This is a genomic window from Martinezella sp. CNPSo 3890, from assembly GCF_057784455.1.
This window is the reverse complement of the sequence record NZ_JBXSOR010000022.1, coordinates 40,591-61,418: the sequence shown is the minus strand read 5'-3', so window position 1 is coordinate 61,418 and position 20,828 is coordinate 40,591. Positions and strand designations below refer to the sequence as shown.

General features: G+C 60.4%; 22 protein-coding genes. 14 read left to right on the top strand and 8 right to left on the bottom strand.

The features are described from left to right. Positions 1 to 10 precede the first annotated feature (10 nt). The 7 genes from AC13RC_RS30970 to trmB all read left to right on the top strand — a co-directional run bounded on the left by AC13RC_RS30970 (position 11) and on the right by trmB (position 7,177). Positions 11 to 1,063 carry a PhoH family protein gene (locus AC13RC_RS30970; protein ID WP_069611161.1) on the top strand — a complete coding sequence of 351 codons (1,053 nt, stop codon included), beginning with the start codon at positions 11 to 13 and terminating at the stop codon, positions 1,061 to 1,063. 19 nt (positions 1,064 to 1,082) lie between these two features. Beyond that, complete coding sequence (gene ybeY / locus AC13RC_RS30965; RefSeq protein WP_145322271.1) at positions 1,083 to 1,589, top strand: rRNA maturation RNase YbeY; 507 nt, start codon at positions 1,083 to 1,085, stop codon at positions 1,587 to 1,589. 25 nt (positions 1,590 to 1,614) lie between these two features. Continuing rightward, complete coding sequence (locus AC13RC_RS30960) at positions 1,615 to 2,787, top strand: hemolysin family protein (RefSeq protein WP_269245548.1); 1,173 nt, start codon at positions 1,615 to 1,617, stop codon at positions 2,785 to 2,787. Positions 2,788 to 2,865: 78 nt separating this feature from the next. Beyond that, positions 2,866 to 4,467, top strand: coding sequence for an apolipoprotein N-acyltransferase (lnt, locus tag AC13RC_RS30955; protein ID WP_488559511.1), 1,602 nt, complete (start codon positions 2,866 to 2,868; stop codon positions 4,465 to 4,467). Positions 4,468 to 4,618: 151 nt separating this feature from the next. Beyond that, entirely contained in the window at positions 4,619 to 5,038 is a 420-nt protein-coding gene (locus tag AC13RC_RS30950) for a helix-turn-helix domain-containing protein (protein WP_488559510.1), read from the top strand. Positions 5,039 to 5,225: 187 nt separating this feature from the next. Next, positions 5,226 to 6,479, top strand: coding sequence for a methionine adenosyltransferase (metK, locus tag AC13RC_RS30945; RefSeq protein WP_095433815.1), 1,254 nt, complete (start codon positions 5,226 to 5,228; stop codon positions 6,477 to 6,479). Next, a complete protein-coding gene (gene trmB, locus AC13RC_RS30940) occupies positions 6,476 to 7,177 on the top strand; it encodes a tRNA (guanine(46)-N(7))-methyltransferase TrmB (protein WP_113330001.1) in 702 nt (233 codons plus the stop codon). The genes metK and trmB overlap by 4 nt, the downstream gene beginning before the upstream one ends. Before the next feature lie 161 nt (positions 7,178 to 7,338). On the opposite strand, the gene AC13RC_RS30935 is transcribed toward trmB, so the two are convergent. Together AC13RC_RS30935 and AC13RC_RS30930 are read right to left on the bottom strand one after the other, a co-directional pair. Then, on the bottom strand, positions 7,339 to 7,596 hold the full coding sequence (locus AC13RC_RS30935; protein WP_069611167.1) for a BQ00720 family protein: 258 nt from the start codon (positions 7,594 to 7,596) through the stop codon (positions 7,339 to 7,341). A 157-nt stretch (positions 7,597 to 7,753) separates the two neighbouring features. Then, positions 7,754 to 8,185: an Hsp20 family protein gene (locus AC13RC_RS30930; RefSeq protein WP_488559509.1), complete on the bottom strand. Its 432-nt coding sequence runs from the start codon at positions 8,183 to 8,185 to the stop codon at positions 7,754 to 7,756. A 231-nt stretch (positions 8,186 to 8,416) separates the two neighbouring features. Here AC13RC_RS30930 and AC13RC_RS30925 point away from each other — a divergent pair, with 231 nt between their 5' ends. Then, a complete protein-coding gene (locus AC13RC_RS30925; protein ID WP_113330002.1) occupies positions 8,417 to 9,361 on the top strand; it encodes a nucleoside hydrolase in 945 nt (314 codons plus the stop codon). Positions 9,362 to 9,429: 68 nt separating this feature from the next. On the opposite strand, the gene AC13RC_RS30920 is transcribed toward AC13RC_RS30925, so the two are convergent. From AC13RC_RS30920 to AC13RC_RS30910, 3 genes are all read right to left on the bottom strand, one after another. After that, on the bottom strand, positions 9,430 to 11,769 hold the full coding sequence (locus AC13RC_RS30920) for a methyl-accepting chemotaxis protein (RefSeq protein ID WP_488559518.1): 2,340 nt from the start codon (positions 11,767 to 11,769) through the stop codon (positions 9,430 to 9,432). Between the two features lie 194 nt (positions 11,770 to 11,963). After that, positions 11,964 to 12,863, bottom strand: coding sequence for a ribokinase (locus AC13RC_RS30915; protein ID WP_488559508.1), 900 nt, complete (start codon positions 12,861 to 12,863; stop codon positions 11,964 to 11,966). A gap of 101 nt (positions 12,864 to 12,964) precedes the next feature. Continuing rightward, positions 12,965 to 14,143 (bottom strand): DNA recombination protein RmuC, encoded by a 1,179-nt coding sequence (locus AC13RC_RS30910; protein WP_488486852.1) that lies wholly within the window; start codon positions 14,141 to 14,143, stop codon positions 12,965 to 12,967. A gap of 186 nt (positions 14,144 to 14,329) precedes the next feature. Here AC13RC_RS30910 and def point away from each other — a divergent pair, with 186 nt between their 5' ends. The 6 genes from def to arsC all read left to right on the top strand — a co-directional run bounded on the left by def (position 14,330) and on the right by arsC (position 17,811). Then, complete coding sequence (def, locus tag AC13RC_RS30905) at positions 14,330 to 14,845, top strand: peptide deformylase (RefSeq protein ID WP_488559507.1); 516 nt, start codon at positions 14,330 to 14,332, stop codon at positions 14,843 to 14,845. Between the two features lie 65 nt (positions 14,846 to 14,910). Further along, positions 14,911 to 15,171 carry a FitA-like ribbon-helix-helix domain-containing protein gene (locus AC13RC_RS30900; protein ID WP_113351303.1) on the top strand — a complete coding sequence of 87 codons (261 nt, stop codon included), beginning with the start codon at positions 14,911 to 14,913 and terminating at the stop codon, positions 15,169 to 15,171. Positions 15,172 to 15,186: 15 nt separating this feature from the next. Beyond that, positions 15,187 to 15,606 carry a type II toxin-antitoxin system VapC family toxin gene (locus tag AC13RC_RS30895; RefSeq protein ID WP_113330006.1) on the top strand — a complete coding sequence of 140 codons (420 nt, stop codon included), beginning with the start codon at positions 15,187 to 15,189 and terminating at the stop codon, positions 15,604 to 15,606. Between the two features lie 72 nt (positions 15,607 to 15,678). Next, positions 15,679 to 16,626: a methionyl-tRNA formyltransferase gene (fmt, locus tag AC13RC_RS30890; protein ID WP_488559506.1), complete on the top strand. Its 948-nt coding sequence runs from the start codon at positions 15,679 to 15,681 to the stop codon at positions 16,624 to 16,626. Further along, on the top strand, positions 16,626 to 17,432 hold the full coding sequence (gene truA / locus AC13RC_RS30885; RefSeq protein ID WP_488559505.1) for a tRNA pseudouridine(38-40) synthase TruA: 807 nt from the start codon (positions 16,626 to 16,628) through the stop codon (positions 17,430 to 17,432). The genes fmt and truA overlap by 1 nt, the downstream gene beginning before the upstream one ends. After that, on the top strand, positions 17,410 to 17,811 hold the full coding sequence (arsC, locus tag AC13RC_RS30880; RefSeq protein WP_488559504.1) for an arsenate reductase (glutaredoxin): 402 nt from the start codon (positions 17,410 to 17,412) through the stop codon (positions 17,809 to 17,811). Before truA ends, arsC begins: the two co-directional genes overlap by 23 nt. Before the next feature lie 12 nt (positions 17,812 to 17,823). Here the strand turns inward: arsC and AC13RC_RS30875 are convergent, their stop codons facing one another. The 3 genes from AC13RC_RS30875 to dapD form a co-directional block, all read right to left on the bottom strand. After that, a complete protein-coding gene (locus AC13RC_RS30875) occupies positions 17,824 to 18,423 on the bottom strand; it encodes a hypothetical protein (RefSeq protein WP_069611175.1) in 600 nt (199 codons plus the stop codon). Then, complete coding sequence (dapE, locus tag AC13RC_RS30870) at positions 18,410 to 19,603, bottom strand: succinyl-diaminopimelate desuccinylase (RefSeq protein ID WP_488559503.1); 1,194 nt, start codon at positions 19,601 to 19,603, stop codon at positions 18,410 to 18,412. Before dapE ends, AC13RC_RS30875 begins: the two co-directional genes overlap by 14 nt. Positions 19,604 to 19,762: 159 nt before the next feature. Further along, the gene (gene dapD / locus AC13RC_RS30865; protein ID WP_145633480.1) at positions 19,763 to 20,620 is read right to left on the bottom strand and encodes a 2,3,4,5-tetrahydropyridine-2,6-dicarboxylate N-succinyltransferase; all 858 of its coding nucleotides are present in this window, start codon (positions 20,618 to 20,620) and stop codon (positions 19,763 to 19,765) included. Between the last annotated feature and the right edge of the window lie 208 nt (positions 20,621 to 20,828).

The window sequence follows — 20,828 nt, the reverse complement described above, 5'->3', positions numbered from 1 at the left end:
GCCGCACCGCTTGAACGGACAGGAATTGGTTTCTTCTTCATCGCGCCAGCCCCGCACCGCGAGCGACGCCAATCACTTCACCCTGACGTTCGAGAATAATCGGTTCGCCAGTGAGCTTTTCGGGCAGTTCGACCAGAATTTGAAGCTGCTTGAGGAGCGCCTCGGCATCGATGCGCGTGCTCGCGGCAATTCCGTCGTCATCACAGGCGATGTGCTGGCCACCAATCAGGCACGCCGCACACTCGATTATCTCTATGACAAGCTGCAAAAAGGCGGCAATGTGGAGCGTTCCGATGTGGAAGGGGCAATCCGCATGGCGGTTGCCGCCGACGATCAATTGACGCTGCCGACCATGGAGAGAAAAGCCAAGTTGACGATGGCGCAGATTTCAACGCGCAAGAAGACGATCATCGCGCGGACGCCGACCCAGGATGCCTATATGCGGGCGCTGGAGCGGTCCGAGCTCGTCCTCGGTGTCGGACCTGCCGGTACGGGCAAGACCTATCTCGCCGTCGCGCACGCCGCCCAGCTTCTGGAGCGCGGTGCCGTTGAAAAGATCATCCTGTCGCGCCCGGCCGTCGAAGCCGGCGAGCGCTTGGGCTTCCTGCCTGGCGACATGAAGGAAAAGGTCGATCCCTATCTGCGCCCGCTCTATGACGCGCTTTACGACATGATGCCCGGCGACAAGGTCGAGCGTGCTATCACTGCAGGCGTCATCGAGATCGCGCCGCTCGCTTTCATGCGTGGCCGCACGCTCTCCAATGCCGCCGTTATCCTCGATGAGGCGCAGAACACGACATCCATGCAGATGAAGATGTTCCTGACCCGTCTCGGCGAGAACTCGCGGATGATCGTGACTGGCGATCCGAGCCAGATCGACCTGCCGCGCGGCGTCAAATCCGGCTTGGTGGAAGCGCTGCAGCTGCTGGATGGCGTCGAGGGCATCACCATCGTCCGCTTCAAGGATACGGACGTCGTCCGCCATCCGCTGGTGGCGCGCATCGTCCGGGCCTACGATTCCACCTATGCCGCAAAGGCAGAGGAAAGCGATCCGCAGATCTGATCTGCGGTTACGAAAGATCATGGCCGAGCTCGATATACAGATCAGCGTGGAGGAAGGCGATTGGCCCTCCGAAGAGGTGTTGCAGTCGCTTGCCGAGCGGGTGCTGGGCGAAGCTGCAAATTATCTCAAGAAGCACGAGAAGCAGCCATTTCCAAAAATGGCCCCTGAATTGTCGCTGGTCTTTACCGACGACGCTTCGATCCGCGAGATCAATGCGGAATGGCGCTCTCAGGACAAGGCGACGAACGTTCTGTCCTTTCCGGCTTTCCCGCTGCAGCCCGGCGGCAAGCCCGGCCCGATGCTGGGCGATATCATCATCGCCAGGGAGACGGTGGAGCGTGAGGCGGTGGATCTCGAAAAAAGTTTTGACGACCATCTGACGCATTTGATGGTGCATGGTTTCTTGCATCTCTTCGGCTACGACCATATGAATAATAGCGAAGCCGAAAGAATGGAGGGGCTGGAGACTCGCATTTTGGCTAGTCTTGGCCTATCTGATCCCTATGCGGGACAAGACCCCATTTGATCTGAACCCTGTCTGACCAGGAACAATGAGCGACTTTACGACAAGATCGGCCCCCGAGGCCAAAGACGGAGCCGACGCAGCCTCCTCCGACGAGGTAGGCAGTAGTAGCAACGGCAAGCGATCCCACTCTTCATTCTGGGCACGTGCCGCGCGGATTCTGCGCCCGGCGCAGGACGCCGCCCGCTTGCGCGAGGACCTTGCCGACGCGTTGATGACCAACGCTGCCGGTGATGATGCCTTTTCGCCCGATGAGCGTGCAATGCTGCACAACATCCTGCGCTTCCGCGAGGTGCGCGTCGAGGATGTCATGGTGCCGCGCGCCGATATCGAGGCCGTGGATCAGAACATCACCATCGGCGAGCTGATGATCCTCTTCGAGGAAAGCGGCCGCTCGCGCATGCCCGTCTATGCCGACACGCTCGATGATCCGCGCGGCATGGTGCATATCCGCGACCTGCTGTCCTATGTCGCCAAACAGGCCCGCAACAAGCGCCGCAGCGGCAGTGCTAAGTCGGCGGCTGCTGCAACGGCTGCACCTGCAGCCGAAAAGCCGGCACGCTCGGCCAAGCCGAACTTCGATCTGTCGCGGGTCGATCTGCAGAAGACGCTGGTCGAGGCTGGTATCATCCGCAAGATCCTGTTCGTGCCGCCTTCGATGCTTGCCTCCGATCTCCTGCGCCGCATGCAGGTCAACCGAACGCAGATGGCCCTCGTGATCGATGAATACGGTGGCACGGACGGCCTGGCGTCGCATGAGGACATCGTCGAAATGGTCGTCGGCGATATCGATGACGAGCACGACGACGAAGAAGTGATGTTCAAGCGCGTCTCCGAGGATGTCTTCGTAGCCGACGCCCGTGTCGAGCTGGAGGAGATCGCAGCCGCGATCGGTCCGGATTTCGACATCGCCGAGCAGGTGGACGAGGTGGACACGCTCGGCGGCCTGATCTTCTCCGCGCTGGGCCGCATTCCGGTGCGTGGCGAGCTGGTGCAGGCGCTTCCAGGCTTCGAATTCCACATTCTCGATGCCGATCCGCGCCGCATCAAGCGGGTGCGCATCACGCGTAAGCGTCACGCCGCCCGTCGCCGCCCGACCGTCAAGCTGGAAGGCGATGCCGGTACGCCGGAGCGCGATTTGCCGGCACCGGAAACGATCGCCGAAGAAACGCGGGCCGAGCGTGACGCCGCCCGCCAATAAATGGCGTGAGAGCGGGACAAATCGCTGCATTTTTGAAAGACTGCGCCCAATTGATTCGCGATTGGACGGAGCTGACGCATGGAATGGCTTTCGGGCAGGGTGATCCTCGTCTGGGGTTTCAAACGTGCGTTGCTTACGATCTTGGCCGGTGCCATCGGCGTGCTGGCGCTGCCGCCCTTCGGCTTCTTCGCGGCAATGTTCGTCTCGTTCACGCTGCTCGTCTGGCTGTTGGATGGCGTTGCTGCCGGCCCGGATAGCGGTCTGCTCGGGCGCCTCTGGCCCGCCTTCTTCACCGGCTGGCTGTTCGGCTTCGGCTATTTTGTCGCCGGCCTCTGGTGGCTCGGCCATGCGCTGTTGATCGATGCCGATGAGTTCGCCTGGGCGCTGCCGCTGGCAATCCTCGGCCTGCCTGCCTTTCTGGCCGTCTTTTACGGCGTCGCGACCGTGCTTGCACGGATCCTGTGGTCCGACGGCATGGGGCGCATCGCCGCGCTTGCCTTCAGTTTCGGTATCCTGGAATGGCTGCGCAGCTTTCTTTTCACCGGCTTTCCCTGGAATGCAATCGGCTATGGCGCCATGCCCATTCCGCTGATGATGCAGTCGGCGCATGTCGTCGGCGTGCTCGGAGTGACCGTGCTTGCCGTCTTCGTCTTTGCGACACCTGCGCTGCTCGGCACGCGCCAGGGGCGGGTGCCGGCGATCGGCCTTGCTGTCCTCATCGCCGCCGCTCATTTTGGTTATGGTTATTACGCACTGGGCCAGCCGGAAGCGCCGTTGGCCGATGCCAAGACGGCACCTGTGGTACGTATCGTTCAGCCGTCCATCGACCAGGAAACCAAGATGGATACGGCCGCCGACCGTGCCGCCATCTTCGACAAGCATTTGGCGCTCTCGGTCCAGCCGCCTGCCAATGGCGGTAAACGGCCCGACATCATCGTCTGGCCGGAAACGGCCGTGCCCTTCATCCTCACCGATAACCGCGATGCGCTCGCCCGTATTGCCGATCAGCTCGAAGACGATCAGATCCTGATCACCGGCGCCGTCCGCGTCGAAGACATGGGGCCGGGAGTCGAGCCGCGCTATTACAATTCGATCTATGTCATCGACGGTCGCGGACAGATCATCGGTGCGTCCGACAAGACCCATCTCGTCCCCTTCGGCGAATACGTGCCCTTCGAGCACATTCTGAGCTATCTCGGTATCGAGAATGTCGTGGAACTGCCGGGAGGGTTTTCAGCGGCCGCCAAACGGGAATTGCTGAGCATGCCGGATGGCCTGAAATTCTATCCGCTGATCTGTTACGAGATCATTTTTCCGAACGAGATGACTCCGGAGATCTGGCAGGCCGACGCCATCTTAAACGTCACGAACGACGGCTGGTTCGGCGATACGCCTGGCCCATACCAGCATTTCCAGCAGGCAAGGGTGAGGGCGGTGGAGCAGGGGCTGCCGTTGATTCGAAGCGCCAATACCGGCATTTCAGCATTTGTTGATGCACACGGACGGGTGCTTTCCGGTATCGATTATAATCAGCAAGGCTTTATAGATACCACTTTGGGTGGCGCAACCGTATCGCGCATCGACGATAAAGCCAGAAAAACATACTTTTGGTTGATCATCGGAGCAGTCGGCATGATTGCCGTGATTTCGCGCATGGGTTTTATTTTCAGGGTGAATTGACCAAAAAACCCTAAAATTGCATAGTGCTAGATGTCCGCCTTTCGAACGTAGACTGGAGGCCTTGGGGGCGTCGGCTGCAACGTGGCGTTATAGGGGTGGTGAAGGGTACCGGGTGGCAGGTCCTGAATTCAACCTATGTTAGGGTAAAATGATGATTGAGAATAAAAAGAAGCCGAACCCCATCGACATTCATGTCGGTAGCCGCATACGCCTCCGCCGCACGATGCTTGGCATGAGCCAGGAGAAGCTCGGCGAAAGCCTCGGAATCACGTTTCAACAAATCCAGAAATACGAAAAAGGTACCAACCGCGTTGGCGCCAGCCGCCTCCAGAATATCTCCAGCATCCTCAATGTCCCGGTTTCCTTCTTTTTCGAGGATGCGCCGGGCGAGCACCCGGCCGGTGCGGGCGGCATGGCCGAGGCATCCAGCTCCAACTACGTCGTCGACTTTCTGTCGTCTTCCGAAGGATTGCAGCTCAACCGCGCCTTCGTGAAAATTTCCGATGGCAAGGTCCGACGCAAGGTTGTCGAGCTGGTCAAGGCGCTCGCGGCCGAGGCGGATGCCGAATAACCCTTCGAAGCGGGGTTAAACCGACAAAGTCGAGAGGCGGTCATTTTGGCCGCCTTTTCGCTATTTACGGCAAAATTTTATCACTTGAACGGGGATATAAAGATATATTTATGTCCTTGTGCGGCTTGTTTTTCGAGGCGGAGACGAATATCAAAAGCAGAGATTTGTTCTTTGAGGGGAATCCCGCATGCGCGCGAATTATCTGTTTACGAGTGAGTCTGTTGCCGAAGGTCACCCGGATAAAGTTTGTGACCGCATTTCCGATGAAATCGTCGATCTGGTTTACCGCGAGGCTGCAAAGACCGGCGTAAACCCATGGACCGTGCGCATTGCATGCGAGACCCTTGCCACCACCAATCGCGTCGTCATCGCCGGTGAAGTGCGTTTGCCGCCGAGCCTGATGAAGAAGGACAAGGATGGCAACGACGTCATCAATCCTTCGAAGTTCAAGGCTGCCGCACGCCGCGCCATTAAGGACATCGGCTACGAACAGGACGGCTTCCACTGGAAGAAGGCCCGCATCGACGTGCTCCTGCATTCGCAGTCTGCCGATATCGCCCAGGGCGTCGACAATGCCGCCGACCAGCAGGGCGACGAAGGTGCTGGCGACCAGGGCATCATGTTCGGCTACGCCTGCAAGGAAACGCCTGATCTCATGCCGGCGCCGATCTACTATTCGCACAAGATCCTGCAGCTGCTCGCTACCGCCCGCAAGAAGGGCGATGGTGAAGTTGCCAAGCTCGGCCCGGACGCCAAGAGCCAGGTGACGGTCCGTTACGTCGACGGCAAGCCGTCCGAAGTGACCTCGATCGTGCTTTCCACCCAGCATCTCGACGAGAGCTGGGATTCGAAGAAGGTTCGTGCCGTTGTCGAGCCCTATATCGTCGAAGCGCTCGGCGACCTGAAGATCGCTTCCGATTGCAAGTGGTACATCAATCCCACGGGCAAGTTCGTCATCGGCGGTCCGGACGGCGACGCCGGCCTCACCGGCCGCAAGATCATCGTTGATACCTATGGCGGCGCAGCCCCGCATGGCGGCGGTGCATTCTCCGGCAAGGACACGACCAAGGTCGACCGGTCCGCAGCCTATGCTGCCCGCTATCTGGCGAAGAACGTCGTTGCCGCCGGTCTTTCAGATCGCTGCACGATCCAGCTCTCCTACGCCATCGGCGTTGCTCAGCCGCTGTCGATCTATGTCGACCTGCACGGCACGGGCAAGGGCGTCACCGAGGATCAGGTCGAAGCGGCTATCCGCAAGAACATGGACCTCTCGCCAACAGGCATCCGCCGCCACCTCGACCTCAACAAGCCGATCTACGCCAAGACTTCGGCTTACGGTCACTTCGGCCGCAAGGCAGGCCGTGACGGCTCCTTCTCCTGGGAGCGTACGGACCTGGTGAAGGCCCTCAAGGAAGCCGTAAAGCTCCGGGAAGCCGCATGATCGATACCGAGCGCCGGTCGCGGGCGACGGAAGCATTCTTCGGCCGGCGCAAGGGTAAAGCCTTGCGCGGCCAGCAGGCTGAAAAGCTGGAAGCATTGCTGCCGCAATTCATCGTCGACCTTTCCGCCCCGGCGCCGCAGCCGCTGAACGACCTTTTCCCGGTGCCGACCGAGCGTCTGCGCCTTGAAATCGGTTTCGGCGGTGGAGAGCATCTGATTCACCGGGCGCTGGAGCAGCCAAAGACCGGCTTCATCGGCGTGGAACCTTTCGTCAACTCGATGCAGAAGTTGCTTGCTAGCGTCGACGACGCGGGTGCACGCAATATTCGCGTCTACAATGACGACGCGACGCAGGTACTGGATTGGCTGCCTGACGGCTGCCTAGATCAGATCGATCTGCTCTATCCTGATCCCTGGCCGAAGAAGAAGCACTGGAAGCGCCGTTTCGTCTCTCGGGTGAATCTTGCCCGCTTCCATCGCGTCCTGAAGCCGGGCGCGCTCTTCTGCTTCGCCTCCGATATCGACACCTACGTCAATTGGACGCTGCAGCATTGCCAGGCGCATGGCGGCTTCGAGTGGACCGCGCAGAACGCCGCCGACTGGCTGACGCCCTATGAGGGCTGGCCGAGCACGCGCTACGAAGCGAAGGCCAGGCGCGAAGGGCGCTCGTCGGCCTATCTGACCTTCAAGAGGGTCTGATCGCTCCAATTACGGGCGAGAATTTCAGATTGAAATATTCACACTATCCTGCGTGACGACCGCCGTTGGGCGGTCTGGATCATGCGCGCGCGTTGCCAGGTGGGGCCGGTTCGATGCGGTCCTTGCGGACGGTGACGTTCACCGTCGGGCGACGCTCATGGTCAGTGCAAGCTGACCGTCTTCAATTCGTCCTCGGCAGCACGATAGAAGGTGCTGGAGCGATTGTCCGTCAAGAGGATCGGGGTGCCGTCGGCGCCGAAAAGCGCCCAGAGATCGACATCCGGATCGATATCGGGCGCTTCCGGGAAGCAGCGGGATACTTCGGACCAATCCATTTTTCTGATGTAGGCGACCTCACCGGTGCCGATATTGGCAAGTTCGGATTGGGTCAGGCGGGCGGTGGCTTCTTTTAACAACATGCTCGTACCTCCAGTATGAGGGACCAACGGCTCCAGAGCATGATGACCAAAAGTGTGAGCGGCTTTTAGGTGACGTCGTGCTCTAGTTCTTTGATTCTAGAGCCGATTCAGACTTCGGACCGATTCGGCCTGAATCATGCGGCTCTAGGCCGTTGTTCTACTGTGAGACCGAAATGTTAATTTTCTTTACCACGCGGTCCGGTTCCGGCCGAATGAGATCGACGGAGAGCAGACCGTTCTTCAGCGTGGCGCCGAGCACCTGCATGCCATCGGCAAGGACGAAAACACGTTGGAATTGCCGGGCAGCGATGCCCCGGTAGAGATAGTCGCGCTCGCCCTGTTCCGTCTGGCGTCCGCGGATCAGCAGCTGGTTCTCTTCCGTGGTGACATCAAGCTCATCCTCGGAAAAGCCGGCGACCGCCAGCGTGATGCGCAGACGTCCCGGCTCGCCCGACAGGCGGTCCGCGCGCATTCTTTCGATATTATAGGGAGGGTAACCGTCGCTGACCTTGGCAATCCGCTCAAGCGTCTTTTCCATAGTATCAAAGCCCAGAAGCAGCGGGCTGGCAAAGGGAGTCGTCCGGCTCATCGTCTCAAAGTCCTTGTGTGTCAAGCGACCGTTCCGGACCTGATCTTCAGCACCCGGTTGTCCCTAATATGGGAGTACGCGTCTGGGAGTGCAAGCCATGAGGCCTTCGCATTTGCGAGATCGAAATCCGTGGTGAAAAATCGTTTTGTGACATGACGAGCGAGCGCTTGACAAAGCCGGACCGGACCCGCGACAAAGCCTGTCGATCTGCACCGGAGGAAAGTTGAAGACATGACCGAACCTAGAAAAATCATCATCGATACCGACCCCGGTCAGGATGACGCTGCGGCGATCTTTCTCGCCTTCGGCAGCCGCGAGGAGATCGAGGTGCTCGGCATCACGACGGTTGCCGGCAACGTGCCGTTGCGGCTGACCAGCCGCAACGCCCGCATCGTCTGCGAGCTCTGCAATCGCCGCGACGTCAAGGTGTTTGCCGGCGCTGATGCGCCGCTCAAACGCAAGCTGGTCACGGCCGAACATGTGCACGGCAAGACCGGACTTGACGGCCCCGAACTGTCCGAGCCGACAATGGAGCTGCAGCCGGGCCACGCCGTCGATTTCATCATCGACACGCTGCGCAAGGAACCGGAAGGCGCCGTGACCCTCTGCACGCTTGGGCCGCTGACCAATATCGCAATGGCTTTCCAAAAAGCGCCTGACATCGTCGGCCGCGTGCGCGAGCTCGTGATGATGGGCGGCGGCTTTTTCGAGGGCGGCAACATTACGCCGGCGGCCGAGTTCAACATCTATGTCGATCCGGAGGCGGCAGATGTCGTGTTCCGTTCGGGCGTTCCCATCGTCATGATGCCACTCGATGTCACCCACAAGCTGCTGACGCGAAAGGATCGCGTCGAGCGCATCGCCGCGGTCGGCACGCCTCCTGCCAAGGCCATGGTCGAAATGCTGCAATTCTTCGAGCGCTTCGATATCGAGAAATACGGTTCGGACGGCGGTCCGCTGCATGACCCGACCGTGATCGCCTACCTTCTGAAGCCTGAGCTCTTCAAGGGTCGCGAATGCAATGTCGAGATCGAAGTGACATCGGAACTGACCGTCGGCATGACCGTCGTCGACTGGTGGCACGTTACCGACCGCAAGCGCAACGCCAAGGTCATGCGCGATGTCGATGCCGATGGCTTCTTCGCGCTGCTGACGGAACGCTTCGCCCGGATCTGATCAGGATTCACGCAAAAGGCCGCCGGAGCGATCCGGCGGCCTTTGTATTTTATCCGCCCAAGGTGAGCTCAGAATTCTTCCCATTCGTCCTGGGCGAGCGCCGTGGCACCCTGTGTCTGCGGAATGGCCTTGCGTGCCGGTGCGGACGCGGGCGCGCGACGCGGCGTAACCGGAGCCCGCATCTGCTGAGCAGTCGCCCGCAATGCGCTGGCGTTGTCCTGGGCAGCACGGGCGGTGCGGAAGCGAGCAACGAGCGCTCTGAGCGATTGGGCTTCCTCGGCAAGCGCGACGCTCGAAGCGGTGGTTTCCTCGACCATCGCGGCATTCTGCTGAGTGACCTGATCCATCTGGTTCATGGCCGAGTTGATTTCCTTCAGGCCGATAGCCTGCTCGCTCGCGGAAGCCGAGATCTGACGGATCAAGCCGTTGATCTCCATGACCTGCTGGGCGATCTTGTGCAGGGCATCGCCCGTGCGGCCGACGAGATCGACACCTTCCTTCACCTGTCCCGCCGAGGCGTTGATCAAGGTCTTGATCTCCTTAGCGGCATTGGCCGAGCGCTGGGCCAGCTCGCGCACTTCCTGCGCGACAACGGCAAAGCCCTTGCCGGCCTCTCCGGCACGGGCCGCTTCCACGCCGGCGTTGAGCGCCAGGAGATTGGTCTGGAAAGCGATCTCGTCGATAACGCCGATGATGCGCGACACCTCCTGCGACGATTGCTCGATGCCGTGCATGGAGGCGATAGCCTTTTGCACGATCTCGCCGGAATGCTCGGCATCCTCTGATGCGGCATTGACGCTGCTGGCTGCCGTGCGTGCGTTTTCAGCGCTGGAATTGACCTGCGCGGTCAGCTCGTTGAGGGCTGCCGCAGTCTCTTCCAGGCTTGCCGCCTGCTGTTCGGTGCGGCGGGCGAGGTCCGAGGCACTGTTGCTGATTTCGCCCGTGCCACTGCCGATATTGCCGACGCTGACATTGACGGTATGAACCGTCTCCTCGAGGCTCGCCAGCGCGGAATTGAAGTCTTGCTTGAGCTGGGCATATTCGCCGGGGAAGTCGTCCGTGATCCGCTGAGTGAGGTTACCCCTGGAGAGCTCAGCGAGGCTTTGGCCGAGAATGCTGACGATATGGCGCTGCAGGGCGACGCTCTCGTTGCGTTCATTTTCCGAGCGGCGGCGTTCGCCCTCGGCAGCCAGGCGCTGGTCGTTGGCTTCACTTTCGAGACGCTTGGTGTCGGCAAGCGCAAAGCGGAAACCTTCCAGAGCCTTGGCGACCGAGCCAACTTCGTCTGCGCCGGCCTGGCCGGCGACCGGTTCGGCATAATTGCCGGTGCTGAGGCGATTGACGCTTGCGACAAGACCGGCAAGTGGCTTCTGAACGAAGCCGCGCACGGCGGCATAGAGCGCCAACATGACTGCAGCCAGCACGATGAAGCCGGAGACGATCATCATATAGGTCTGATCCCGGACCGGCGCTGCAATTGCGCTGTGCGGAACGTCGATCAGAACGACCCAGGTGGCGTTCAGGCCAGGAACGGCGAAGGGATAGACGACACGGTCGAATTCTTCGCTACCGTCTTCGGAGAGGTTTCTGAGGATGCTTGCGGACGAGGAGGTCAGCGCGGCCTTGATGGTGTCGGCGCCGGAACCATTATAGTCCTTCATCAGCAGGTTCGCGTTCGGCGCAACCAACCACTTGTTATCCTGCGAAACGAGCAGCACGCGGCCGGTGCCGAACGGCTGCAGCTTCTGAAGCTTAGTGGAAAGCGAAGCAAGGGAGATGTCGACACCTGCGACGCCGATCAGCTTGCCGCCCGACATGACGGGGTAGGCGATCGAGCTCATGGTCGTCGGAACGTCTGTGCCTTCGGCCATATAGGGCGGGGTGATTGCGCCCTTGCCGCTCGTGGCGGCGAGCTTCCACCAGGCAGCGGTATAATCATTGTCGAACGTGGAGAATTGGATGCCGCCATCCTTGGTCTTTGACCAATAGGGTGTAAAGGCGCCTTTGTCGTTGACACCCTGATCCTTGTTGTTGGCAAGCTCCGTCGTTTTACCGTCGAAGGTGCCGAGCTGTTCGCAGAACCAGCTGCCGAAGGCAAAAGCATTCTGTTCGACATTCGCCTTGAGGATATTGATGATGCCTTTGCGATCGAAGGTGTGACCTTCGTGACCGCGGCCGAGGATACCAGCCATGGAGCGGGCGGCGCTCGCCAGTTCGCCGACATTTGCCGCAATCTCATTGGAAATGGACTTGGCCTCGGTATTCGCCTGATCCATCGTCAGCGTCTCGACGCGATCGCGGGTTTGAGAAATCAGCAGAAAATTGGAAATCAGCAGAACGAGTGCGATCGCCAGTCCAGTGACCAAGATGAGTTTGGCCGCAAGCGACTTCATACGAAAGATGAACATCATTTCCTCGAAAAAGCGATGCGTCGGATACACATTATCCGAATGCAAGGTCGGCGCAGGATGGCCCTGTCATGGAGCCGCCGTGAGAATTCCTGCCGCGTGTGGAAGGTCATGCGCGCCAGGCCAGAGGAGAATGATGCGGAAGCGCAAAAATTTAATTAATTGCGCTTCGCAATGCTTATGGAATTTTAGCTTTAAAGCTTTTCGGCGACTTCGCTGGCAACCGGTATGGAAGGCTGTGCGCCCGGCTTCAGGCAGGCCAGCGAACCGGCAACGGCGGCACGGCGCAGGCTGGCGTGGAAATCCAGGCCCTGATCGAGGCTTGCGGCAAAATAGCCGCAAAAGGTGTCGCCGGCACCGACGGTGTCCACCGGCTCGATCACGAGACCCTTGGCGCGAGAAAGCTCGCCGTCGCGGATGGCGATGACGCCGTCGCCGCCGAGCGTGACGATTAGCGTCTGGCCGGTTTCGCCGTGCAGGCGAACGAGGGCAGCCTCGCGCTCGGATGCCGACATGTTGTCCTGGCCGGCCAGTCTCTCGAATTCGGTCTCGTTGGCGATGACGATATCGGCAAGGCGGCCGAGGCGGGCAGCCTCCGGGATCAGAGGAGCAAGATTGAGCACTGTGCGCACGCCCTTTGCCTTCGCGGCGTTGAGCGCGGTTTCGACGGCTGCGACCGGGATCTCAAACTGCAGCATCAACGTATCGCCGGGGTTCAGGGCCGCCACGGCGGCTGTTGCGTGTTCGGCCGTATTCGTGCCGTTGGCACCGGGAATGACAGCGATCATGTTCTCGCCGTCGCCGCCGACGAGAATGAGAGCAGTACCGGTCGGCTCGGACACCCGCCGGACAGTGGAAAGATCCGTGCCTGCCGCCTGAAGCAGGTCCAGTGCGGGCTCCGCAAAGCCGTCATTGCCGACGGCACCGCTCATGCGCACTGTCGCGCCGGCCCGCCGGGCAGCCAGCGCCTGATTGGCGCCCTTGCCGCCGGCGGCCGTGGAAAAGCCGTTGCCGGCAACCGTTTCGCCCGGCTTCGGCAAACGATCCGTGGTGGCGATGAGGTCCATGTTGATGGAGCCGAAAATAGTGATCATGCGATATCCTGCCCTGGGTGTTGCGTCTGCATGATCCTGCCCGAAGGCTGCCTTTGTCTTTTCGGATCATGCATCGATTGGGCGCGACACTGCCGAAGCGATCAGTCTTCGTCAACCACCCTGAGCTTGAGTTGGCTCGTGCGGTTGTCGACCGGCTTGGGCCGTTCTTCCGCGCGTGTCTTGGCAGGCTCTTTCGCCGTCTCGAATTCCAGCGCTTCTATGCGCTCTCCGCGCCTTGCCAGCTTGTCGGCCGAGGTGACGATCATGTCGACATCCTTCTGTGCCATGGCGAAATGACCCTGCAGCTTGCGCACGCGTTCATCCAGGCGCGAGAGGTCGTCCATCAAATGCGCCACTTCGCTCTGGATGACATGAGCCTGCTCGCGCATGCGCTGATCCTTCAGCACGGCTTGAATGACTTGGATCGACAGCATCAGCAGCGAGGGCGAGACGATGACGATGCGGGCGCGCTGGGCCTTCTGCACGATCGCCTCGAAATTCTCGTGGATCTCGGCGAAGATCGACTCGGACGGCACGAAGAGAAAGGCCGTATCCTGCGTCTCGCCGGGAATGAGGTATTTCTCGGCAATGTCGCGAATATGCAGCTCCAAATCCCTACGGAATTGCTGGGCTGCGATCCGGCCTTGATCGGGATTGGCGGCGGCACGAATGGCGTTCCAGGCCTCCAGCGGGAACTTGGCATCGATGACGAGCGGCGGCGAGCCATTGGGCATGCGAACAGTGCAGTCCGGCCGAGAGCCGTTCGATAGCGTCGCCTGGAATGCATAGGCGCCCATCGGCAGTCCATCGGCGATGATGGTTTCCATGCGTGCCTGGCCGAAGGCGCCACGCGTCTGCTTGTTGGAAAGGATGGCCTGCAGGCCGACGACATCCTTTGCCAATGTCTGGATATTGGTCTGCGCGGCATCGATGACGGCGAGCCGTTCCTGCAGGCGGCGCAGATTCTCATGGGTCGCGCGCGTCTGCTCGCCGATGGTCGCCGTCATCCGCTGCGACATCCCGTCGAGACGCTGGCCGATGGCCTGATTGAGCTCGGCCTGTCTGGAGCCGAAGACTTCCGCCATGGTGGCAAGCCGTCCCTGCATCTCCGCCTGCGACCGCAGCAGCGCCGCCATCGTATGCTCGGCATCGAGCTCATCGTCTTCCGCCTGCGCCCTGCCGCGGACGAAAAGGACGATGACTGCGATCGCAAGCAGGAAAACGAGGCCGGTCAGAAGCTGGACCGTGGAAATGGCTTGGCCGAAGATGATGAAAGACATGAAACCTGGCGCGCTGATGAAGTTCTTCGCGCAAGCATAGCAAAATCGTTGTGAATATCCAGATCAAACCGTGAACAAAATTTCGAGGCCATCCGTGGCCGTTTGGATCGCTGCCGTTGAAAAAACACTGCCTCACCGCCATCTTGGCGATTCCATCGCACAACAAGATGCGTTATGGGAAACGTCATGACGATCAAGCCACTTATCATTTTGCCCGACCCGCTGCTCCGCCAGGCTTCGAAGCCCATCGAGCAGATCGATACCGAAATTCAGCGCCTCGCCGACGACATGCTGGAAACCATGTATGACGCGCCGGGCATCGGCCTTGCGGCGATCCAGATCGGCGTTCCCCGCCGCATGCTCGTCATCGATGTCGCGCGCGAGGGCGAAGAGAAGAAGCCGCTGGTGTTCATCAATCCGGAGATCGTCGCGTCTTCGGACGAACGTTCAATTTACGAGGAAGGCTGCCTCTCGATTCCGGATTACTACGCCGAGGTGGAGCGCCCGGCACGCGTCACCGTCAAGCATCTGGACCGCGACGGCAAGGAGCAGCTCACCGAGGCCGATGGTCTGCTGGCGACCTGCGTGCAGCATGAGATCGACCACCTGAACGGTGTGCTCTTCATCGACTATATCTCGCGCTTGAAGCGTGAGATGGTGATCAAGAAGTTCACCAAGGCCGCCAAGTCGAAGGCTCTATAGTCCCCGGCCATTGAAAGATCGAGTTGAGACGCCTATGATATCATTGATATCAAATGGAGGCGCGAATGGGCGATCTGTTGTTGCGCGGCATCGAGGACAGCTTGAAGAAGCAGTTGCAGGCCAATGCCAGCAGGCATGGCCGCAGCCTCTCGGATGAGGCGATCGAACTGCTGCGTCAGTCGCTCGGGCGCGAGCGGGATGGAAGCGAGTCGGCGGGGCAGCGATTGAGAGTTGTTCTCGGCGTAGAAAAGCTGAGCGAAGAAGAAATTGAGGCGATCAACACGTTTCGAAATGCGCCGGATCGCGAACCGCCCCATTTCGACTAGCCCCGTGGCGTGCGCATGATCGTTCTGGACACGAATGTCGTATCGGAGCTGCAAGGGCGGCTGCATAGTGAACGCATATTGTCCTGGCTTGATAGCGTCGCCATCGAGGCCGTTTTTCTGACAACCATCACCATCGGCGAGATCCGGTTCGGACTGGAGCTCCTGGCTGACGGGAAGCGCAAGGCGGCGTTGATTGCGGAGCTGGACGCGATAGAGGCAGAGTTTTCGGGCCGCGTTCTGGGATTTTCGAGCAATGCTGCCCATCAATACGGAGTAATCTCCGCTCAGCGCCACAAGATTGGGCGAAGGATGGAAACGAAGGACGCCATGATCGCCGCCATCTGCCTTGCGAACGGCGCGACATTGGCGACGCGCAACACAAAAGACTTCGAGGGGCTTGATCTCAAGCTCATAAACCCGTTTGAAGGCGGCTAGCGTCTGACCCCGATGACGCGTGCCATCACCGCGGGGTCATTCGAAACCCGATATCTTAGCCGGATGGATCGCATGTCGCTCAATATCATCTTCATGGGAACGCCCGAATTCTCCGTGCCGACATTGCGGTCCCTGATCGATGCCGGACATAAGATTCGCGCCGTTTACACGCAGCCACCGCGCCCCGGCGGCCGGCGCGGGCTGGACCTGCAGAAATCGCCGGTGCATCAGGCGGCCGAATTGCTGGGCCTGCCGGTCTTTACGCCCGTCAACTTTAAGGATCCCGACGAACGCCAGCGCTTTCGCGATCTGAACGCCGATGTCGCCGTCGTCGTCGCCTATGGCCTGCTGCTGCCGGAGGCAATCCTGACCGGTACGCGCCTTGGCTGCTATAATGGTCATGCCTCCCTGTTGCCGCGCTGGCGTGGTGCGGCCCCCATCCAGCGGGCGATCATGGCTGGCGACGCCAAGACCGGCATGATGGTGATGAAGATGGACAAGGGGCTGGATACCGGCCCGGTCGCGCTGACACGCGAAGTCGAGATCGGTGACACCATGACCGCGGGTGAACTGCATGACAAGCTGATGCTCGTCGGCGCAAAAGCCATGGCCGAGGCCATGAACAAGCTGGAGCACGATGAACTGCCATTGACCGCGCAGCCATCCGAGGGTGTTCTTTACGCCGCAAAGATCGACAAGGGTGAAACGCGCATCGATTTCGGCAAGTCAGCAGCCGATGTTCACAATCATATTCGCGGCCTGTCGCCTTTTCCCGGCGCCTGGTTCGAGGCCGAAATCGCCGGTCGTCCCGAGCGCATCAAGGTGCTGGGTTCGGAATTGGCCGATGGTAATGGAGCGCCTGGCCAGGTGCTGACAGAGGATCTCGTCATTGCCTGCGCCTCCGGCGCCATCAGGCTCACGAAGTTGCAGAAGGCCGGCGGCAAGCCTTTGGCGGCGGCGGATTTCCTGCGCGGCACGCCGATCTCGCTGGGCACCGTGCTCGCCTCGGAGCAAGCCTGATGCCGCGTTACAAAATGACCGTCGAATATGACGGCGTTCCCTATGTCGGCTGGCAGCGCCAGGAAAACGGGTCCTCTGTGCAGGGCGCGATCGAAGGCGCCATCCTGTCCTTGACCGGCGAAACCGTTTCGATCCGCGGCGCAGGACGCACCGATTCCGGCGTCCATGCCATGGGTCAGGTCATGCATGCCGACCTCTCCAAGGAATGGAAGACGTATACGCTGCGCAATGCGCTCAATGCCCATCTGAGGATGGCCGGTGACCGCATCGCCATTCTCGATATCGTCGAGGTCGACCAAAGCTTCGATGCACGCTTCTCGGCCATCCGCCGCCACTATCTTTACCGTATCATCGCCCGCCGTGCGCCGCTTGCATTGGAAGCCGGACGCGCCTGGTGGGTGCCGAAGGATATGGATCATGAGGTCATGCACGCCGCGGCGCAGACCCTTGTGGGACGGCATGATTTCACCACCTTTCGCTCCGCGCATTGCCAGGCAAACAGCCCGGTGCGTACTCTCGACCGGCTGGACGTGATGCGCAGCGGCGAACTGATCGAGATCCGAGCCACGGCGCAAAGCTTCCTGCACAATCAGATTCGCTCCTTCGCCGGTACGCTGAAGCTTGCAGGCGAGGGCAAATGGACACCCGAGGATGTGCGCGCGGCGCTGGAAGCCAAGGATCGCAAAGCCTGTGGCCCTGTCGCCCCGCCGGATGGGCTCTATTTCATGCAGGTGGATTATCGTGACGGTGCCGGTTCGGCCGGCAACGAAGGGGAGGATATCGATGACGGTGACGATCTATCATAATCCCGCCTGCGGCACATCGCGCAACACGCTGGCGATGATCCACCAGTCCGGCGAAGAACCCGTCGTTACAGAATATCTGAAAACGCCGCCCAGCCGCGAACGGCTGTTGGAGCTCATTGCCGCCATGGGCCTAACGGCTCGCGATATTGTCAGGCAGAAGGGAACGCCCTATGACGAACTCGGTCTCGGCAATCCCGATCTCACCGACGATCAGCTGCTTGACGGGATGATCGAGCACCCGATCCTGATCAACCGCCCGATCGTGGTGACGGAGAAAGGCGTGCGTCTCTGCCGCCCCTCCGAACTCGTGCTCGATATCCTGCCGAACCCGGACATCGGCCCTTTTACCAAGGAAGATGGTGAGGTCGTCAACCGTTAGAACGCGACTGCCTCAGCCCGGCGGATAGACGCCGAGGAAGCGCTGCAGGAAGTCCGTCAGCAGCATGGTCGGAATGAGCAGCACCAGCGTCAGCGTGCCGATGAAGAGCGGATGCGTACCGCAGATCATTCTGAGCATGCGCGCCAGCGAAAAGATGATCGCCATCATCAGTGCCAGCCACAGCAGCGCCGCCAACCCGCTGGACCCGGGAACGAAGGCGATCAAGGCGATGAGCAGCGCATTGAGGTAGGATGTCGGCACGCCAAGCCAGTTCACGACGACAACGATCGGCGTGAACTTGTCGCCGAAGCGAAAAATCAGCAGCAACACGCCAGCAAGCACGAGCGGGATCAACCAGTTCGCAAATTCGACCAAGGCCAGGCGCAGAAAAAAAGCAAGGCCCGTCGATGTCTCCGGCGGCATGGCAGTTAAATAGGCCTTCTGCCACCACAGCCATGAAATGCCGATCGACGGCAAGCACCAGAGGATTGCCCAGAAGGAACGCATCATGCCGCGGTCCGATATGTCCAGATACTGGAAGCCGCGTGCATCCATCCGGATCAGCAGCCACAGGCCGGACAGGTAGTATTGGACTTCCTTAAAGCTCGGCATTCTCGAACCAGCGCTGGATGAAGGTCTGGTAGATCCCGGTCAGCGTTTCGAGATCCGAGAGCGCCACACGCTCGTCGATCATATGCATGGTCTGGCCGACAAGCCCGAATTCCACGACGGGGCAGTAGTCCTTGATGAAGCGGGCATCGGACGTGCCGCCGGTGGTCGACAGCGCCGGCCTTTGACCGGTGATGTTTTCGATGGCAGAGGAGAGCGAGGCGATTAGCGCATTGTTTCGCGTCAGGAAGACTTGGCTCGGGCGCTCCGACCAGACGATGTCGTATTTCGCCGGCGGACGCCCGGGCCGCAACGTCTGGTCGGCGGCGGCCGCATCCAGGCGCGCCAAGATTTCCGCCTTCAGCGTATCGGCGGTCCAGGTGTCGTTGAAACGGATGTTGAAGGCAGCAGTCGCCTTGGCGGGAATGACATTGGTGGCGGTATTGCCGACGTCGATCGTCGTCACTTCGAGGTTCGACGGCTGGAAATTGTCCGTGCCGGCATCGAAGGGGGGATCGAGCAGCGATTCCGTCAGCTTGATAATGCTTCGCACGGGATTGTCGGCAAGGTGCGGATAGGCGGCATGGCCCTGAACGCCGTGGACGGTGATGGTGCCGGAAATCGAGCCGCGGCGACCGATCTTGATCATGTCGCCGAGCCGGTCAGGATTGGTCGGCTCGCCGACGAGGGAGGCATCCCATGTCTCGCCGCGCTCGGCCGCCCATTGCAGCAGCTTCACGGTGCCGTTGATCGCGGGTCCTTCTTCGTCACCGGTAATCAAGAAGGAGATTGAGCCGGCGGATCTGCCATGCTTCTCGATGTGACGCGCAACCGCTGCCACGAAGCAGGCGATGCCGCCCTTCATGTCGACGGCGCCACGGCCGAAAAGCTCGCCATCGGCGATTTCAGCGGCAAAGGGCGGGTGGCTCCACGAAGCGGCATCGCCGACCGGCACCACATCCGTATGCCCGGCAAACATCAGATGCGGTCCGTCCGTGCCGAGCCGCGCATAGAGATTTTCGATATCGGGCGTTCCCGGCTCGCTCGCCGTCATGCGCTCGATCTTGAAGCCGAGTGGCTGCAGCATGCCGGCAAGCGCGGTCAGCGCGCCGCCCTCGGCTGGGGTGACGGAGGCGCAGCGGATCAGGGTCTGCAGGTTCGTAATGGGATTGGTAACAGTCATCGGAGGCAACTTATCCGGCGGGAAATGGCAAAGCGATGGCAAAGGATCGGTGACGACTCGAAAATCTTTGCCGCGATTCCAGCAATCGCACAGGCATGCTCACCCGGCAAGCATGAGGGAAGCGCGATATAGCAACCGCGCTTCCGAAATTTTGCGAGATTAGTCGCGCAGCAGCTCGTTGATGCCGGTCTTCGAGCGGGTCTTTTCATCGACGCGCTTGACGATGACGGCGCAATAGAGGCTCGGGGCCGGCTGGCCGTTTGCCATGGTGTTGCCGCTCGGCAGAGAGCCGGCGACGACGACCGAATATGGCGGAACTTCGCCATAGGTGATCTCGCCGGTGGCGCGATCGACGATCTTGGTGGACTTGCCGATGAACACGCCCATGCCAAGCACGGAGCCTTCGCGGATAATGCAGCCTTCGACGACTTCGGAGCGGGCGCCGATGAAGCAATTGTCTTCGATGATGGTCGGGCCGGCCTGCATCGGCTCCAGCACGCCGCCGATGCCGACGCCGCCGGAAAGATGCACATGCTTGCCGATCTGGGCGCAGGAGCCGACGGTTGCCCAGGTATCGACCATGGTGCCTTCGCCGACATAGGCGCCGAGATTGACGAAGGACGGCATCAGGATGGCGTTGGGGGCAATATAGGCGGAGTGACGCACGACGGCGTTCGGCACGGCGCGGAAGCCGGCTTCGCGGAAGCGGTTTTCACCCCAGCCTTCGAACTTCGAGGGAACCTTGTCCCACCAGGTGGCGCCGCCGGAGCCACCTTCGACAATCTTCATGTCGTTGAGGCGGAAGGAGAGCAGAACCGCTTTCTTGAGCCACTGGTTGACGATCCAGTTGCCATCGGCACCACGTTCGGCCACGCGAACCTTGCCGCTATCGAGGAGATTGAGCGCCGTTTCGACGGCATCGCGGACTTCGCCGCGCGTCGACGTGTTCACATTGTCGCGATTGTCGAAGGCAGCCTCGATGGACTTTTCGAGGGAGGCGAGATCGGTAGCGCTCATGGGAATTCCTTACAACGTCAGGGCCTATCGTGATTTCCGGATAAAGCTCCGGATGCGGTCGATTGGTCCTATAGCATGCATGCCGAAAATGGAATGTCTTTTCCGCGCCGATTGAGCTTGGATTCAAGGCGTTGTAGGGGCATATGCAAGAGCTTGGCTATTTCCGTTCGCGGACGGAAACTGCCCGTCATGATCGATTTGAAAGGCA